The 17,062-nt window shown below is 63.7% G+C and carries 18 protein-coding genes; 9 read left to right on the top strand and 9 right to left on the bottom strand.

The window, feature by feature from the left end; genetic code table 11:
- Positions 1–8: 8 nt before the first annotated feature.
- The 3 genes from AC0NIL_RS26475 to AC0NIL_RS26465 are packed head-to-tail and all read right to left on the bottom strand — an operon-like array spanning position 9 to position 3,264.
- Entirely contained in the window at positions 9–785 is a 777-nt protein-coding gene (locus AC0NIL_RS26475) for an SDR family NAD(P)-dependent oxidoreductase (protein ID WP_127369526.1), read from the bottom strand.
- 11 nt (positions 786–796) lie between these two features.
- Positions 797–2,524, bottom strand: a complete 1,728-nt coding sequence (locus tag AC0NIL_RS26470) for an IlvD/Edd family dehydratase (protein ID WP_027163887.1) — start codon at positions 2,522–2,524, stop codon at positions 797–799.
- Complete coding sequence (locus tag AC0NIL_RS26465; RefSeq protein ID WP_081714243.1) at positions 2,521–3,264, bottom strand: FadR/GntR family transcriptional regulator; 744 nt, start codon at positions 3,262–3,264, stop codon at positions 2,521–2,523. The genes AC0NIL_RS26470 and AC0NIL_RS26465 overlap by 4 nt, the downstream gene beginning before the upstream one ends.
- A gap of 109 nt (positions 3,265–3,373) precedes the next feature.
- Here AC0NIL_RS26465 and AC0NIL_RS26460 point away from each other — a divergent pair, with 109 nt between their 5' ends.
- Complete coding sequence (locus tag AC0NIL_RS26460; protein WP_027163886.1) at positions 3,374–4,303, top strand: aldose 1-epimerase; 930 nt, start codon at positions 3,374–3,376, stop codon at positions 4,301–4,303.
- Positions 4,304–4,321: 18 nt separating this feature from the next.
- Here AC0NIL_RS26460 and pcaQ read toward each other — a convergent pair whose 3' ends face one another.
- On the bottom strand, positions 4,322–5,239 hold the full coding sequence (pcaQ, locus tag AC0NIL_RS26455) for a pca operon transcription factor PcaQ (protein WP_473572745.1): 918 nt from the start codon (positions 5,237–5,239) through the stop codon (positions 4,322–4,324).
- 93 nt (positions 5,240–5,332) lie between these two features.
- On the opposite strand from pcaQ, the gene pcaD reads away from it, so the two are divergent.
- Genes pcaD through pobA form a run of 6 tightly spaced genes read left to right on the top strand, consistent with a single transcriptional unit; the run spans position 5,333 to position 10,145 of the window.
- A complete protein-coding gene (pcaD, locus tag AC0NIL_RS26450) occupies positions 5,333–6,142 on the top strand; it encodes a 3-oxoadipate enol-lactonase (RefSeq protein WP_027163884.1) in 810 nt (269 codons plus the stop codon).
- Positions 6,135–6,542, top strand: coding sequence for a 4-carboxymuconolactone decarboxylase (gene pcaC, locus AC0NIL_RS26445; RefSeq protein ID WP_027163883.1), 408 nt, complete (start codon positions 6,135–6,137; stop codon positions 6,540–6,542). Before pcaD ends, pcaC begins: the two co-directional genes overlap by 8 nt.
- Positions 6,532–7,287, top strand: coding sequence for a protocatechuate 3,4-dioxygenase subunit beta (pcaH, locus tag AC0NIL_RS26440; RefSeq protein ID WP_027163882.1), 756 nt, complete (start codon positions 6,532–6,534; stop codon positions 7,285–7,287). Before pcaC ends, pcaH begins: the two co-directional genes overlap by 11 nt.
- Positions 7,287–7,901 (top strand): protocatechuate 3,4-dioxygenase subunit alpha, encoded by a 615-nt coding sequence (gene pcaG, locus AC0NIL_RS26435; protein ID WP_275953824.1) that lies wholly within the window; start codon positions 7,287–7,289, stop codon positions 7,899–7,901. Before pcaH ends, pcaG begins: the two co-directional genes overlap by 1 nt.
- Positions 7,902–7,920: 19 nt before the next feature.
- Positions 7,921–8,973: a 3-carboxy-cis,cis-muconate cycloisomerase gene (locus AC0NIL_RS26430; RefSeq protein ID WP_275953823.1), complete on the top strand. Its 1,053-nt coding sequence runs from the start codon at positions 7,921–7,923 to the stop codon at positions 8,971–8,973.
- Positions 8,973–10,145, top strand: a complete 1,173-nt coding sequence (gene pobA / locus AC0NIL_RS26425) for a 4-hydroxybenzoate 3-monooxygenase (protein WP_275953822.1) — start codon at positions 8,973–8,975, stop codon at positions 10,143–10,145. Before AC0NIL_RS26430 ends, pobA begins: the two co-directional genes overlap by 1 nt.
- A gap of 10 nt (positions 10,146–10,155) precedes the next feature.
- Here the strand turns inward: pobA and AC0NIL_RS26420 are convergent, their stop codons facing one another.
- Positions 10,156–10,626, bottom strand: a complete 471-nt coding sequence (locus AC0NIL_RS26420; protein WP_224673993.1) for an NUDIX hydrolase — start codon at positions 10,624–10,626, stop codon at positions 10,156–10,158.
- Positions 10,627–10,799: 173 nt separating this feature from the next.
- Between AC0NIL_RS26420 and AC0NIL_RS26415 the strand changes: the two genes are divergently transcribed.
- Positions 10,800–11,333, top strand: a complete 534-nt coding sequence (locus tag AC0NIL_RS26415) for a sterol desaturase family protein (protein WP_027163878.1) — start codon at positions 10,800–10,802, stop codon at positions 11,331–11,333.
- A gap of 19 nt (positions 11,334–11,352) precedes the next feature.
- Here the strand turns inward: AC0NIL_RS26415 and rsgA are convergent, their stop codons facing one another.
- Complete coding sequence (rsgA, locus tag AC0NIL_RS26410; RefSeq protein ID WP_473572744.1) at positions 11,353–12,393, bottom strand: ribosome small subunit-dependent GTPase A; 1,041 nt, start codon at positions 12,391–12,393, stop codon at positions 11,353–11,355.
- Between the two features lie 339 nt (positions 12,394–12,732).
- Between rsgA and AC0NIL_RS26405 the strand changes: the two genes are divergently transcribed.
- Positions 12,733–13,767, top strand: a complete 1,035-nt coding sequence (locus tag AC0NIL_RS26405; protein ID WP_063173610.1) for a LacI family DNA-binding transcriptional regulator — start codon at positions 12,733–12,735, stop codon at positions 13,765–13,767.
- On the opposite strand, the gene AC0NIL_RS26400 is transcribed toward AC0NIL_RS26405, so the two are convergent.
- The 3 genes from AC0NIL_RS26400 to AC0NIL_RS26390 form a co-directional block, all read right to left on the bottom strand.
- Positions 13,764–14,717: an alpha/beta hydrolase gene (locus AC0NIL_RS26400; protein ID WP_473572743.1), complete on the bottom strand. Its 954-nt coding sequence runs from the start codon at positions 14,715–14,717 to the stop codon at positions 13,764–13,766. The genes AC0NIL_RS26405 and AC0NIL_RS26400 overlap by 4 nt on opposite strands.
- Positions 14,718–14,727: 10 nt before the next feature.
- Complete coding sequence (locus AC0NIL_RS26395) at positions 14,728–15,876, bottom strand: Gfo/Idh/MocA family protein (protein ID WP_013532953.1); 1,149 nt, start codon at positions 15,874–15,876, stop codon at positions 14,728–14,730.
- 267 nt (positions 15,877–16,143) lie between these two features.
- Positions 16,144–16,905, bottom strand: a complete 762-nt coding sequence (locus AC0NIL_RS26390) for a DeoR/GlpR family DNA-binding transcription regulator (RefSeq protein WP_013532952.1) — start codon at positions 16,903–16,905, stop codon at positions 16,144–16,146.
- Between the last annotated feature and the right edge of the window lie 157 nt (positions 16,906–17,062).

Genomic DNA, 17,062 nt, shown 5'->3' with positions numbered 1-17,062 from the left:
CGTACGGGTCACACCCAGCCCGCATCGACGATGAACTGCTGGCTTGTGCACATGCGGCTGTCGTCGGCGGCGAGGAACAGCGCCATGCGCGCGATATCGGAGGGTTGCAGCCGGTCGGGCAGGCACTGCCTTTCCGCGATCTGGCGTTCGCCGGCCGGGTCCAGCCACAGGCGAATCTGGCGCTCGGTCATCACCCAGCCCGGCACCATGCAGTTGACGCGGATGCGCTCAGGGCCAAGCTCGCGGGCCAGCGCCCGCGTCATGCCGTAAACAGCCGCTTTCGCGGTGACATAGGCTGGGCAATCCGGATCGCCGACCATCCAGGTGATGGAGCCGAAGTTGATGATCGAGCCGCCGCCCTGCGCGCTCATCTGCGGACGCACTGCCTGCGCCGCGAAAAACTGGTGGCGCAGATTGACCGCCATGCGGTCGTCCCAATAGGCAACCGTCACATCCTTGGTCTGGTGGCGGTCGTCATTGCCGGCATTGTTGCACAGCGCCTGGATGGGGCCATTGTGCTGCATTGCCTGCACGGTTGCCGCCTGCAACTCTTCGACGTTGCGCAGGTCGCATGGAATGAACAGCGGCGCGGCATGTCCGTCGGCCGCAATCGCGTCGACCAGACGTTGGGATGGTTCTTCGGCCATGTCGACGAAGGCGACGCGGCTGCCCTGGGCGCAGAAATGGCGCACCAGGCTTTCGCCGATGCCGCTGCCGCCGCCTGTTATGAAGACGCTGCGGCCCTTGAGGCTTGGATAGATCGCGTAGCCGATTTCATCCGTCATCGCGCGCCTCTCTAGTGCGAATGCCGAGGAATGCCGGCATCGCGCCGGCCGACGAGAAAGTCGAAATCGCAGCCCTTGTCGGCCTGCAGCACGCGCTCGACATAAAGGCTCTGGTAGCCGCCCTCCGGCGACGCCGGCGGCTTCCAGTCACGCCGGCGGATGGCGAGCTCCTCTTCCGACACCAAAAGTTCCAACCGGCGGCCGGCGACATCGAGCTCGATAAGATCGCCGTCGCGCACCAGCGCCAGCGCGCCGCCTGCGGCAGCTTCTGGAGCCACATGCAGAACCACGGTGCCGTAGGCGGTGCCGCTCATGCGCGCGTCCGAAATGCGCACCATGTCGGAGATGCCTTGCTTGAGCAGTTTGGCCGGCAGCGGCATGTTGCCGACCTCGGCCATTCCGGGATAACCGCGCGGCCCGCAGTTCTTCAGCACCATCACCGAGGAGGCATCGATGTCCAACTCCGGATCGTCGATGCGGGCGTAGTAATGCTCGATGTTTTCGAACACCACCGCCTTGCCGCGATGCTGCATCAGCTCGGGCGTTGCCGCGGACGGCTTGATGACCGCGCCGTCAGGCGCCAGATTGCCGCGCAGGATGGAGATGCCCCCTTCCTTGGTCAGCGGCTCGCTCATTGGGCGGATCACTTCGCTGTTGTAGTTGGGCGCGCCGTCGATCAATTCACCGATGGTCTTGGCGCTGACGGTCATGGCGTCGCGATGAAGAAGCCCCACTTCATCAAGCGACGCCATGACCGCAGCTAGCCCCCCGGCGTAGTAGAAATCTTCCATCAGGAACCGGCCCGACGGCATCAAATCGACAATAGTTGGAACGTCACGACCTAGGCGGTCCCAGTCTTCGAGGCTGAGATCGACACCGATCCGGTTGGCGATGGCGATCAGATGCAGCACCGCATTGGTCGAGCCACCGATCGCGCCGTTGACGCGAATGGCGTTCTCGAACGCTTGCCTGGTGAGGATCTCCGCGATCGTCACGTCCCTGCGCACCAGATCGACGATCTGGCGTCCGGCCATCTGGGCGAGCACGCCACGGCGCGAATCCACCGCCGGGATCGCGGCGTTGTCCGGCATGCCGATGCCGAGCGCTTCGACCATGCTGGCCATGGTCGAGGCCGTGCCCATCGTCATGCAGCTGCCCGCCGATCGGCTCTGGCCCTGCTCGGCGGCGAGGAAGTCGGCAACCGGCATGCGGCCGGCTTTAACCTCCTCGGCGAATTTCCAGACGTGGGTGCCCGAGCCGATATCCTGTCCGCGGAACTTGCCGTTGAGCATCGGCCCGCCGGAAACGGCGATGGTCGGCAGGTTGCACGATGCGGCGCCCATCAGCAGCGCCGGTGTGGTCTTGTCGCAACCGACCAGCAGGATGACGCCATCGATCGGATTGCCGCGGATGGACTCTTCGACATCCATGCTGACCAGATTGCGAAACAGCATGGCGGTGGGGCGCATGTTGCTCTCGCCCAGCGACATCACCGGAAATTCGAGCGGCAGGCCGCCGGCTTCATAGACGCCGCGCTTGACGTGATCGGCCAGCGCCCGCAGATGCGCGTTGCATGGGGTCAATTCCGACCAGGTGTTGCAGATGCCGATCACCGGGCGGCCGTCGAAAGCGTCGGCGGGAATGCCCTGGTTCTTCATCCAGCTGCGGTGCATGAAGGCGTTCTTGCCCTCACCGCCGAACCAGGCCTCGGACCGCAGTTTGCGTTTGGTGTCGGTCACGATGTCTGTTCCCGTTCCTGGCGGCGCTTGTTGCGGTTTTCGACGCTGCGGCGCACGTCCTCCTCGGCATTGTCGATGAGGACCAGCAGCGCCTTTTGTGCGCCGGTCGCGTCGCCGGCGGCGATCTTTTCGGCGACTTCCCGGTGCAGCGGCAATGAGGGGCGCTGCCCTTCCGGATTGTCGTTGGAAAGACGAAAGCTCGTCACCAATGCGGTTTCGACCAGTGCCGCCAGCGAGCCGATCAGCTCATTGCCGGTCATGCGCAGTATGGTCTGGTGGAACAAAAGGTCAGGCTTGGCGAAGCGGTCGCCGTCGTCGACCACCGCCTCCATTTCGACCAGAGCTGCATTGATCTCGGCGATCTGCGCTGGCGTGGCGCGCTGGGCCGCAAGCGCTGCCGACATCGGCTCGATGGCCCTGCGCAATTCGAACAGCGCCCGGACATCGTCGGCGCTGACACCGCTGGCATAGCGCCATGACAGGACGTCCGGGTCGAGGAAATTCCAGTCGGCACGAGGACGCACCCGTGTGCCGGTCTTCGGCCGCGATTCGACCAGCCCCTTGCCCGCCAACACCTTGATCGCCTCGCGCAGCACCGTGCGGCTGACCCCCAGCATCTCGCTTGAATCGTCGGCATTGGGCAGTGCCTCGCCGGGCAGGAAATCGCCTTGAACGATGCGCAATCCGATTTGCTCGACGACGGTCGCATGCAGAGCGGTGGAGCCGCTGGAAACCGCCACCGCGACTCTCGACGTACGCGCCATACTGAAAGATTTGTTATTCTTCATACTATTCATATGATATGTCTTATAGGCATGGCGATTGGAGTCAAGGGATGGGGGTGTGCCGATGACAAAGAATTCCGCTGCCGTTACCGAGCAGCACCAAGAGCTGATCTCGATCAGCGATGGCATTGCGACCGTGGAAATCGTCCCTGCTGCCGGCGGTGCCCTGGCGTCGTATCGCTGGCGGCAAAACGGATCCGTCGTGGATTGGCTGCGCCCTGCTGACCCGGCGGCGATCGGCCGCCGCGATGCCGGCGCCATGGCCTGCTTCCCGCTGGTTCCCTATTCCAATCGCATAAGGGGCGGTCGCTTCGCATTCGCCGGCCGCACCGTCGAACTGCCGACCAACTCGGACGATCCGCACTATGAGCACGGCCATGGCTGGCGTCGATCATGGACAGTCGTGCGGCACGAAGCCAGCAGCACGGTCCTATCCTATCGCCATGCTGCCGATTCCTGGCCGTGGAGCTATGAGGCAAGGCAGGCCATCTCGCTGATCGATGGCGGGCTGGCGATTGCCCTCTCGCTGCGCAACCTTTCGGACACGCCGATGCCGGCAGGCTTTGGCCTACATCCCTATTTTCCGTCGACGCCGTGGACACATGTCCAGGCGCGGGTGTCCGGCATGTGGGAAACCGATGCGGAAATCCTGCCCACCATCCACATACCGCCGCCGCCGGGCGCCAACCCGACCACGGGCTTCGACGTGTCGGAGACGGACTTCGACACGGTCTTCACCGGATGGTCGCGCCGCGCCCGGATCTCCTGGCCGGAGCATGGACGGCAACTGGACATCGAGGCCGAGGCGCCACTCGATTTCCTTGTCCTCTACACGCCGCCCGGCGAGCCGTTCTTTTGCGCCGAACCGGTCAGCAACATCACCGATGCCTTCAACCGCAGGGCTGACACGGGCATCGAGACCGGCTGCATCGTACTGGCGCCCGGGCACATGAGGTCCGCAAGCGTTCGCTTCACGCCTTCGCGGGAGATCTGATCGCCAGTCTGAGCCGCATCAACTGCTTTGCCTCGCCGCTTCGCGGATGGTCTGCAGCAGGATGGAGAAGGCCGGCGAGGGCGCCGTGTCGGTCCGCATCGTCAGGCCGACCGGTCCTTTGGTTTCCTCGGTGTCGACCGGCAGGGCGACGAAGGCGCCACTGCCGAGTTCATTGGCGACGACGCCTGCCGAAATGATCCAAACCGCATCGCTCTGCCGCAGGAAGGCGCGGCCGAAGGAGTCCGAGACGGTTTCGATCTCGGTTGCCGGCGCCGTCATGCCGTTGGTGATGAACAGGCGGTCGACGAAAGGGCGGATGACCGATTCCCGTGTCGGCATCAGCGCCGGGAACTCGTCGAGCCGCGCGAACACGTCCTGTCCGGGCTCAAGCAGCGGATGTCGCGCCCGCACCACGAACAGCACCTGTTCGGAGTAGAGATGCTCGAAGAAGAAGCCGGTCATGTTCTCCGGCGCCGCCAACCGTCCGACGACGAGATCGAGCGCGCCGGTGCGCAACTGTTCGAGCAGCACCGCGTTCTCGCCGGTGACGATCTTGATCGCCGCACCGGTGCTCTCTTTGAGGAACAGGCTCATGGCAAGCGGCATCACCCGCGCCGACACCGTCGGCAGCGCGCCGATGCGGATCGGGTGCCGGTTGACCGCCCCGTCCTGCCGGACGGAATCGACACCCTGCTTGAGCGCCGTGATCGCCGTACCGGCATGGCGAAGGAAGATTTCGCGGATGCGCGTCAGTCTGATGCCGCGGCCGTCGCGTTCGACGACCGCCACCCCCAGCGCCTCTTCCAGTTCGCGCAATGTCTTGGTCACCGCCGGCGGGCTGACATGCAGGAAGTCGGCCGCCCGCGCCACGCTTCCCTGCCGCGCAACTTCAAGGAATGCCTGCAGGTGACGGAACCGGATACGGCTCTCGGACATGGATTTGATAACCCCTGAGTTAATGAAACGCCAAAAAATATCATTTTACCGAACCAAACGCCTTGTGCAATGTGAGGGCGGAGGATCGAAACCGTGCCATTCGTCACCATCGGCGGCATCACGCTGCACCATCGCCACATCAAGGCGACCGGCAATGCGCGCCCAATCATATTCATCAATTCGCTCGGCACCGACTTCCGGATCTGGGACGAAATTGTCTCGACGTTCGATGGTGAAATGCCGCTGCTGGTGTATGACAAGCGCGGCCACGGACTGTCCGACATCGGCGACATCAGGTCGATCGACGATCACGTCGATGACCTCTCGGCGCTCATCGATCATTTCGGCTTGAGCAAGGTCGTGCTGTGCGGCCTGTCGGTCGGCGGCATGATCGCGCAGGGGCTCTATGCCAGGCGGCCTGAAATCGTCGAAGGCCTGATCCTTTGCGATACGGCACACAAGATCGGCACGACAGACAGCTGGAACACACGCATCGCGACCGTCGAAAGCAAGGGCATCCAGGCGATTGCCGATGGCGTGCTCAAAGTGTGGTTCACCCCCGCCTTCCACGCGGCGCGTCAGGCCGAGCTCGACGGTTACTGGAACATGATGACGAGGCAAGCGCTTGCAGGTTACGTCGGGACTTGCGCGGCCGTTCGCGATGCCGATTTCACCGATGCTGCACGCCGCATCGCGGTGCCGACGCTCTGCGTGGCCGGCGACCAGGATGGCTCGACACCTCCCGATCTCGTCCGCTCGCTGGCCGCGCTGATCCCCGGCGCGCGCTTCGAAATGATCCGCGACGCTGGACACATTCCTTGCGTCGAACAGCCTGAAGCGCTCACCGCCCTGATCCGCGGCTTTATCGCGTCGCTTGCCCCTGGAGCAGTAACCCATGGATGAAGTCCCCGGCAACGCAACCAGATATTGCACCGGCCTCGCGGTGCGGCGCTCGGTGCTTGGTGACCGCCATGTCGACCGCGCCGAGGTCGCCGCCACCGATTTCGACCAGCCTTTCCAGGAGTTGATCACCGAGGCCGCCTGGGGAACCGTGTGGGCGCGGCCGGGCTTGACCAGGCGTGAGCGTTCGATCGTCACGCTGGCGCTGCTGGCCGCACTCGGCCATGATGAGGAGGTTGCTATGCATGTGCGCGCCACCGTCAACACCGGTGCCTCGCGCGACGATATCTGCGAGGCGTTCCTGCATGTCGCCATCTATGCCGGCGTGCCGGCCGCCAACCGTGCCTTCAGAATTGCCAAGGACGTGTTTTCGGAAATGGACGGAAGCCAGAATGACCGCTGAGTCCGGCTCGAACCGAAGGCCCGAGACCGGCGCCTTCTTCCAGCGCGACCGGACCTGGCATCCGCCTGTTCTGACACCGAATTACAAGAGCTCCGTGCTGCGCTCGCCGCAGAAGGCGCCGCTGCCGTTCGACAACACGCTGTCGGAGATTGCAGGCCCGGTCTTCGGTCACGCCATGCTCGGCAAACTCGACGCCGACCTGATCCACAATTTCGCCAGGCCCGGCGAGAGCGCGCTCGGCGAGCGCATCATCGTCCATGGCCGGGTGCTCGATGAACGCGGCGTTGGCGTACCCGGCGCGCTGCTCGAATTCTGGCAGGCCAATGCCGGCGGCCGCTACCGCCACAAGAAGGACGGCTATCTGGCGCCGCTCGACCCGAACTTTGGCGGCTGCGGGCGCGCCATAACAGGCGAGGATGGCGGCTACGCCTTTCGCACCGTCAAGCCCGGCCCCTATCCCTGGCCGAACGGGCCGAACGACTGGCGGCCCTCGCACATCCATTTCTCGGTCTTCGGCCACGGCTTTGCGCAGCGGCTGATCACGCAGATGTATTTCGAGGGTGATCCGCTGATCTGGCACTGCCCGATCGTGCGCGGCATCCCCGACAAGGCCGCCGTCGAAACGCTGATCGCCACGCTCGACATGCAGGCGACGATCCCCTTCGACGCGCGCGCCTACAAGTTCGACATCGTGCTGCGCGGGCGCCGCGCGTCGCTGTTCGAAAACAGGCTGGAGGGCAATTGATGGCCCAGTCGCTCGACCGGCTCAGGGAAAGCCCCTCGCAGACCGCCGGACCTTATGTCCATATCGGGCTGACGCCCAATTTCTGCGGCATCGGCGGCGTCTATGCGACCGACCTTGGTGCGACCATGGTCAACGACAGGACCAAGGGGGAGCGCATCGGCCTGCGCATCCGGGTGCTCGACGGTACCGGCACGCCGCTCAAGGATGCGCTGATCGAGATCTGGCAGGCAGATGCGGATGGGCTTTACAATTCGCCGGCTGAACTGCGCGGCGCGGCCGATCCGAACTTTTTCGGCTGGGGCCGTTGCCCGACCGACATGGACACCGGTCTGTGCACGTTCGAGACGATCAAGCCGGGCCGCGTGCCGTTCAGGGACGGAAGCCTGATGGCCCCGCACATCACCCTCTGGATCGTCGCGCGCGGTATCAATCTCGGCCTGCACACACGCCTGTATTTTTCCGATGAGGAAAAGGCCAATGCCGGGGATGCGATCCTGGCGCGCATCGAGCACCGCGTCCGCGTGCCGACGCTGATCGCCGAGCGCAACGGCGATATTTATGTTTTCGACATCCATCTCCAGGGGGAGAAGGAAACGGTCTTCTTCGACAGCTGATGGTCAGGAGGAGCAGGATATGACCGTATCGCCCTTCGACCATCCACTGCTCTCCGCTCTTCTCGGCGACGAGGAGGCGAACCGGCATTTTTCCGTCGAGGCGGAAATCGAGGCGATGCTTGCCTTCGAGCGGGCGCTGGCGCAAGCGGAAGCTGAAAACGGGATTATCACCAAGGATGATGCCGCCGCGATCGTGGCCGCACTTGCCACATTCCGGCCCGACACCGCCTTGCTGCGGGCTGCCGTCGCCAAAGACGGCGTCATTGTGCCGGAACTGGTACGCCAGATCAGGGCGGCGGTCGGCGAACCGCATGGCGACAAAGTGCATTTCGGCGCAACCAGCCACGATGTCATCGATACCGGCCTGGTGTTTCGGCTGAAGTCCATCGTCGAGCATCTCGGCCTGCTCCTGACCGAGACCATTATACGGCTCGTCTCGCTCGAAGAGCGGTTTGGCGGCAGGGCGCTGACGGGAATGACGCGCATGCAGCCAGCCATTCCGATCAAAGCGGCCGACCGCGTCAGGACGTGGCGGGCGCCACTGCAACGGCATCAGGAAAGATTGTCGGAACAGTCGAGGCGTCTGCTGGTGATGCAGTTCGGCGGTGCCGCCGGCACGCTGGAAAAGCTAGGCGACAAAGGTCCGGCGGTGCGCGCAGCACTAGCCGCAAAGCTCGGCCTTGGCGACGCACCGCATTGGCAGAACCAGCGTGACGCACTCGCCGATTTCGCCGGCCTGATGTCGCTGCTATCAGGCAGCCTCGGCAAATTCGGCCAGGACATCGCGCTGATGGCGCAAGGTGGAACCGAGATCGAGCTTTCCGGCGGCGGCGGCTCTTCGGCCATGCCGCACAAGCAGAACCCGGTGAAGGCCGAAGCGCTGGTGGCGCTTGCCCGCTTCAACGCCACGCAGCTTGCGGGCATGCATCACGCGCTCGTGCATGAGCAGGAGCGCTCGGGCGCTGCCTGGACGCTGGAATGGCTATTGCTGCCGCAAATGGTCATCGTGACGGCCGCGTCGCTCCGCCTTGCCGCTGAGCTGGCCGCACAGGTCGAAAGTCTCGGCCACTGATGCGCACGCAAATCGTCATCGTCGGGTCCGGACCGTCCGGCCTGCTGCTTGGGCAGCTTCTGGCCGGCATCGGCGTCGAGACGGTCATTTTGGAACGCGCGAGCCGCGAGCACGTGCTTGGCCGTGTGCGGGCAGGGGTGCTCGAACAGGGCACCGTCGAATTGCTGGAACAGGCTGGCGCGGCGGCAAGGCTGCATGCCGAAGGACTGCCGCATTCCGGCATCTCGCTCGCCTTCGACGGACGCCTGCACCGCATCGACCTCGAGGCACTGACCGGCGGCAGGCATGTCACCGTCTATGGCCAGACCGAGGTGACGCACGATTTGATGGACAAGCGCGATGCGGACGGACTGACCACGATCTACGAGGCGGCAAATGTCGCGTTGCACGATTTCGACGGCGCCGCACCTTTCGCGACCTATGACAAGGACGGGGTCACGCATCGCATCGATTGCGACTTCATTGCCGGCTGTGACGGCTATCACGGCGTCAGCCGCAAATCGGTGCTCGAGCGTGCGCTGAAAATCTTCGAGCGGCAGTATCCGTTCGGCTGGCTCGGCGTGCTGGCCGAAGTGCCGCCGGCCGATCACGAACTGGTCTACGCCAATCACGAGCGGGGTTTTGCCCTGTGCTCGATGCGCTCGACGCATCGCAGCCGCTATTATGTGCAGTGTCCGCAGGACGATCGCGTCGAAGCCTGGCCGGACGATCGCTTCTGGGACGAGTTGCGCCGCCGCTTGCCGGAGCAGACCGCGGCAAGCGTCGTTACTGGACCATCCTTTGAAAAGTCGATCGCGCCGCTGCGCTCTTTCGTCGCCGAGCCGATGCGTTTCGGCAGGCTGTTCCTGGTCGGGGACGCCGCCCACATCGTGCCGCCGACCGGCGCCAAGGGCCTCAACCTCGCCGCCAGCGACGTGCGCTATCTCTTCGCCGGTTTTCGCGACTTCTACATCGAGAAATCATCTGTTGGCATCGACGCCTATTCCGGCAAGGCGCTGGCACGGGTCTGGAAGGCGGTTCGCTTTTCCTGGTGGATGACGACGATGCTGCATCGTTTTCCCGACACCGGCGAGTTCGGCCAGCGCATCCAGGAGGCCGAGCTCGACTATCTCGTGCAGTCGCGTGCCGCATCGACCGCGCTCGCGGAAAACTATGTCGGCCTGCCCTATTGAGGGCTGCGGATCATCCGGCGCCTTGCTGCCTGGCAAAATCCAAAAGCATCGGGCGCTGCCCCTTGAGGATTTTCACCTCGGCCTCGGGCAAGGTGAACCAGCCCGCTCTGTCGACCTCCGGGAACTCCTTCAGGGATCCCGACCTTGGCGGCCATTCCATGGTGAACATGTTGCTTTTGATGGCAGCCACATCGATGTCGATGCGCGCCTCGACGGACCAGGCCGTGACAACCTTGCCACCGGGTTGTTTGTAGTCGCCAAGCCGCGCGAAGGTGCCGTCGACCCTGACGCCGAGCTCTTCCTCGGTCTCGCGTTGCGCTGCCGTCAACTCATCCTCGTCCTCGCCGACGAGACCCTTCGGTATCGACCAGGCGCCATCGTCCTTCTTCGCCCAGAACGGCCCGCCCGGGTGAACCAGCAACACCCTGAGATCGCCATCGCTGCGGCGATAGATCAGCAATCCCGCACTGCGTTTTGCCATTTTTGTACGTCCATTTGCGAAGCCGGCAGCCTGCTGATGGTCCTTGAATCGTTGATGCGAACCTTGCACTAGGGGATTGCGACGCTATGTCAGGCGCGTCTGCATTGCACCTCGGTCGCGAGTCCGGCAATCTGATACCATCGCTTATTTGGCGGCTCGAAGGCTAGGTGACGATGCAACTCGGTCTTATTGGCTACTATAGCGACTTCGTGGTGTATCCGCTGGTGATCGCCGTGCTGGCAGTGGCCGGGCTGCTCGAGGCTGGCGAAGAAAGTGCGCCAGGCTGGATCGGCACTGTCCTCGCCTGTCTCGGCCTCTGGACGCTGATCGAGTATGTGCTGCACAGGTTCGCTCTTCACCATATTCCTTACGTCAAGGACCTGCACGACCGTCACCATGTCGAGGAACGCAGTTCTGTGGGCACGCCAACCTGGCTCAGTCTCGGCGTGCATGCGCTGGTCGCGTTTGTGCCCGTTTGGGTGGTCTCAGATTTCGCCACCGCGAGCGCGGTGAGCTGCGGGTTGATGCTGGGATATCTGTGGTACATCAGCATCCACCACATGATCCATCACTGGCACCCGGCGCATCCGAGCTATCTCTACACGCTCAAGCGCCGTCATGCGGTGCATCACCACATCGACGAAACGGCCAATTTCGGTGTGACTTCGGCATTCTGGGATCGCGTTTTCGGCACGGCGCAGCTCTGAAGTCCTCAGTCCTCGCCGTTCAGCGCCTCTTTCCGCGACCGCCGGAAGTCTTGGCTCCGCGAGGTCCGCTCTGGACCGGCGTGTTGTTCTGGTTCTCGTCGGACAGTTTTCGCCAGCGGGCAAGGCGCTCCGGGTCGAGCGTCCCCGCCTTCAAGGCAGCCTGAACCGCGCAACCCGGCTCGTGCACATGCGTGCAGTCGCGGAACTTGCAGAGCGGTGCAAGCTCGGTGATTTCGGCAAACAGCGTGTCGATGCCGTAGCCGACATCGCTGACCTGCAGCGTCCGCATGCCCGGCGTGTCGATCACCCAGCCACCGCCGGCGATTGAATGCAGCGATCGCGACGTGGTGGTGTGGCGTCCCTTGGAATCGTGCTCGCGGATGCCCCCGGTCTGTTGCGGCGATTGCTGCGCCGATCCGGCCAGCGTGTTGACCAGCGTCGATTTGCCGACGCCGGAGGAGCCGACCAGCGCCACCGTCTGGCCGACACCGCACCAGGCAGCCAGGACGGTTGCCGCATCCGATGTGCGGGGGTTCAGCATCACCACCGGCAATCCACGCTGCAACGCCGCAGCTTGCTTCTGGTAGGTCTCGGCGCCTTCAGCGGTATCGGCCTTGGTCAGCAGGATCACCGGCGTCGTTCCGGCCTCGTTGGCCAGCGCCAGATAGCGCTCGAGCCGGGCGGGATTGAAGTCGGCATTGCACGAGGTGACGATGAACAGCGTGTCGACATTGGCCGCGGCAAGCTGCGGCACCCTGCCACCGCCCTGGGTGCGGCGTTCCAGCACCGTCTTGCGGGTCAGGCGGCGCTTCACAAGGTGTTCATGCCCATCGACCAGCACCCAGTCGCCGACGGCGTAGTCACCGGTGTTCGCCTGCGCCGCCAGCGTCAGATCGACCGGCCCTGCCTGGGACAGGCCGGTCAGGCGATCGCGGTGGACGGTGGCGATCCGCGTCGGGACAAGATTGGCTTCGCCGGGTTCGAGCTGGTCGCCGAAAAATTCGGTCCAGCCCAGGCTGGCGAGCGATGGCGTGGAGTGATCCGTCACGGCTTTGACCACGGCGTCACGGACATTGGACGGTATCCCTGGCAGGTGGGGGCGAACGGGTAGGGTGATTTCCAAGCCGTGTATGGGCGGCATGGCGACATTTGGCAAGCAGGCCCGTAGCTGAGGGCTGAGCGGCAAGCTTCTGCAGCCCTTCGTCGAACTGACAATGAAGTCCATGACGCCATCAGTTTTGAAGCGTTAACAAATAATTTGACGCATGGAATATTTTTGCGTTCTATTGGGAACTGTGAAAATTGACTGAATAAGTTCCGTCAAGCATTGTCGCATCCGGTCAACGGCCGCATGACTGTGGGCGGGGCCGATCGTTGGCAGGGGATCAGGAATATATCGATGGCGGAGAAGACGCACCGCACGATGGACGACTTCGCCCAGGCATGCGGCGTGTCGCGCCCGACGCTGTCCAAATATTTCGACGATCCGGCGAGCGTGAAGCCGGCGACGCGGGCGCGCATCGAAGCCGCCCTGCGTTCCTCGGACTATCAGCCGAACCTTTTCGCCCGCAATCTTAACCGTAAGCGCACCCGCAACATCGGCATCGTCGTGCCGACGATCACCGATCCTTTCTACGCCGAGATGGTCAGCCGCATCGAATTTCGTTGCCGCGACGAAGGCTACTGGCCGATCGTCATTTCCTCGCATGGCTCGCCGAAGCTGGAGGCGGAGTCGGTCAGGACGCTGCTGTCGCTGAAGGTGGCCGGCGCGATCATCGCCCCGCTCGGCCTTGCCTCCGACCGCAGCGTCTTCGACAAGCTCGGGCAGGACATTCCGATCGTCTATTTCGACACCTATATCGAGGGCGATACGCCGTTCGTCGGCAACGACAACCGGCAGAGCGTGTCGACCATCGTCGACTATCTCTGTCGCTCGGGCGAACCGCCGGTCTATCTCGACATTCCGCATGTCAACCACAACTCCGGCGAACGCCAGGAGAGCTACATCGTCGCGATGGAGACCGCCGGCTTCAAGCCGGCCGTCATCGAGGCCGCGCGCGATTACACCTGGGACTTCGAACGCATCGGCTACGAGCAGACGGAAAAAATGCTGGAGGCCGGGACCTTGCCCGGCCGCACCATCCTGTGCGCCAACGATCGTCTCGCCTTTGGCGTAATGGCGGCCGCGTACTCGCGCGGCCTGAAGGTCGGCCGCAGGCCCGATTGCGATCTGCGCGTTGCCGCCCACGACGACCATCCGCTGAGCCGCTACACCTGTCCGGCACTGACCACCATGGCGCAGGATTTCACCGCCATGGCCGGCCGCAGCGTCGAGATCCTGCTGGCCCTGCTGGACGAGGCCGATCCGCCGAAGCAGGGCATGGCGCGCACCGTCAAGCTCGGTGCCACCCTGGTGATGCGTCAGTCGGCCTAACCGGTCGACGTCGATCCCTCGAAGTGGCGCCAGGCCGTCACCGCCTCGACCACCGCTTGCCGGGCGGCGGGAATATGGCGTCCCATCGAGACGAAGCCATGGATCTGGCCCGGCCATTGCCGCAGGATCACAGGCACGCCCGCGGCCTGCAGGCGCGCCGCATAGGCTGCCCCTTCGTCGGCCAGGATGTCACAGCCGGCAAGCGCCACGAATGCTGGCGCGACGCCGGCAAGATCAGGCGCCAGCAAGGGCGAGACGCGCCAGTCCATGATATCGTCGGGCGTTCGCACATAATGGTCGCGGAACCATGCCATGGTCGTCGCGGTAAGGCCGAAGCCGTCGCCGAAACGCCGGTAGCTGTCCGATGTCTGCCGCGCGTCGGTGTTGGGATAGATCAGGATCTGCGTCGCAAGTGGTGGAGCGAGCCCATCGCGTGCGAGCAGCGCCAGCACTGCGGCAAGATTGCCGCCGGCGCTGTCGCCGGCAACACCAATGCGCACCTTGTCGATGCCCAGGTCGACGGCATTCTCGGCCATGAAGCGAAGTGTCGCCAGGCAATCCTCGAGCCCGGCGGGAAATTTGTGCTCCGGGGCCAGGCGATAGTCGGGGCAGACAATGACGGCGTTGCCGAGATTGGCCATCAGGCGGCAGATCTCGTCATGTGAATCGAGATTGCCGATGACCCAGCCGCCGCCATGCAGATAGAGCAGCGCCGGCGCCCCGCTCGGCAGTGCGTCGATGCCGCGATGGATGCGGACAGTGATGGGGCCGTTCGGCCCGTCGATCTGCTGTTCAAAGGTCGTCGCGACCGGCTCATGCTCACCTTGCAGCGTCGGGAACGAGGCGTTGTAGGCAGCTCGCGCCGCCGCCACGCTGCCGGTCTCGAATGGCTTGCCGCCGGCTGCACGAGCCATGTCGAGGACGCGCAGCGCATCCGGATCGAGCGTCATGATCATACCCTCAGGCCAGCAGATCGCTCGCCTCTTCCTCGGTCAGCAGGGCCGGCTGGACGACATCGCCCGCGATGGCGACCGAGCCCTGTGTTTCACCGGAGCGCAGGATAGCCTCCATGATCTCCAGCACATGCAGCGCCAGATTGCCGGAGGCGCGTGGCGTGTTGCCGGTCTGAAGCGAGCGCACCAGATCGGCGACGCCGAGCATGCGGTAATTGGCGCGATCGGGCGCCGCATAAGGCCAGTTGCGGGCGCCATAGAGTTCGCCTTCGCTGGCGAAATCCCTCCAGTCGGTGCCGCGTTTCGACAGCGACACGGTGCCGCCGAACGTGTCGGGGTCGGGCAGGCGCAGCGAGCCTTCCGTGCCGTGCAGTTCGATCGGATGGTTGGAGTGGCGAAAGACATCCCACGAGGCGCCGAAGGTGACGGTTGCGCCGGAGCGGAACTCCAGCAGCGACAGCACATTGGTCGGCGTGCCGACCTTGAATGTGGTGTTCTTGAATGGCCCTTCGGCAGTGATCAGCCGCTCCTCCTGGCCGCGCGTCGCCATCGCCATGACGCGTTCGACCGGGCCGAGCAGATTGACCAGCATGGTCAGATAGTAGGGGCCCATGTCGAACACCGGGCCACCGCCTGGCTGGTAGTAGAACTGCGGGTTGGGGTGCCAGTGCTCCATGCCGCGGCCCATCATGAAGGCGGTGCCGGTGACCGGGCGGCCGATGGCGCCGTCATCCATCAGCCGGCGGGCGCGGCGTCCGGCTGCACCAAGGAAGGTGTCGGGCGCCGAGCCGAGCAGCAGCCCGCGCGACCGCGCCTCGTCGACCAGGCGCCGTCCATCGGCCGCCGAGGTGGCGAGCGGCTTTTCGGTGAAGACGTGCTTGCCGGCCGAAAGGGCGGCAAACGAAATGTCGAAATGCGCCGCCGGAATGGTCAGGTTGAGGACGAGATCGATCTCGGGATCGGCCAGCAGTGCATCGACGCCGAGTGCCCGTATGCCATATTCCTTCGCCCGCAGCGCCGTCATGTCGGCCGAGATATCGGCGCAGGCGCGCAACTCGATGCCGCCGAAGAGAGCGGCATTGCGCAGATAGGTCATCGAGATATTGCCGCATCCGATGACGCCGATCCCGAGTTTCGTCGTTGATATCCCGTGCATTTTCGATCGTACCTCCCAACGCGGTCACCGTCTGCCGAATCCGCCCAGAAGTAACGGATCGCCTTCGCAAAGGGCTATACAACATTTTAAATATTGACGCGCGTAAAATTTTTATACAACATGCGAAAATGCTGGCGCGATATCGGGAGGCTGCCAGTCCTGGGAGGAGAAAATGACCGACATGAAAAAACGGCCGACCGCCGATGCGGATGCCGTGGGTCATGCGCGCATCGGATATTTCCGCCGCGGCCAGGGACCTCGACGGGGTCAGGCATAGATCACCTTGGCCCCTGTCCTATCAAGCTGGCTGCGTATTGGGCCGGACAGGCCATCGTCGGTGATCACGACATCGACGCTCGACAGCGAAAAGGCCTTGGAGGTTCCGCTGACGCCCCATTTGCTCGAATCCGCAAGGAGGACAACGCGCCGGGCCATGCGCACGAGGTTTCGCTTGGTTCGCGCCATGTCTTCGTTCACGTCGACCACATCCAGTGACGAGTCAATTGCATGCGCTCCAACAAAGACCTGATGCGCTACCAAGCCGCCGAGAGCCGTGTCGGCATCGGTGATCAGCGTGCTTACCGTGTCCGGGTAGACCCGGCCGCCGATCATGTGAACGTCGAGCCCGGGCCGATGCATCAGATGCTGCACGATATTCATCGCCGTGGCCGCGACCACGACATTGCTGAGCGGCGGTAACAGCATGGCAACCTGCATCAATGTCGAGCCGCCATCGAAGATGACCGATTGGTTGTCCTCGAACAGGTCTATCGCTGCCCGGGCGATGCGTTTCTTTGCATCGAGGTTTGTTTGCATCCGCCGGGCGAACGCGGCCGTGGTCGAATCCGTGGTCCGGGTCACTGCGCCTCCGCGGGTCTTGGTCAGCAGTCCCTTGCGATCCAGTATCTCGAGGTCGGAGCGCACCGTGACTTCCGACACGCCAAAATCATCTGACAGGTCCTTGATGCGAACCTGTCCGCTGCGTTGCACTTCACCCAGGATCGATTGGCGTCTCTGCTCTGACAACATTGGCCTGTCCTTGCCTCCATGCGCCAAGCGATCGCCCTGGCCTCGGTTCACTCTACCGAAAATAGGCGAATTCGAAAGCTTTCGAAAGATTGCATTTGTTATTTCTTTCGCAAACATTGGGTCCAGGATTTTGAAATCAATCAATTGGAGAGTTTTG

The sequence above is a fragment of the Mesorhizobium sp. WSM1343 genome, from assembly GCF_055901535.1.
This window is presented reverse-complemented; position numbering and strand designations above follow the sequence as displayed.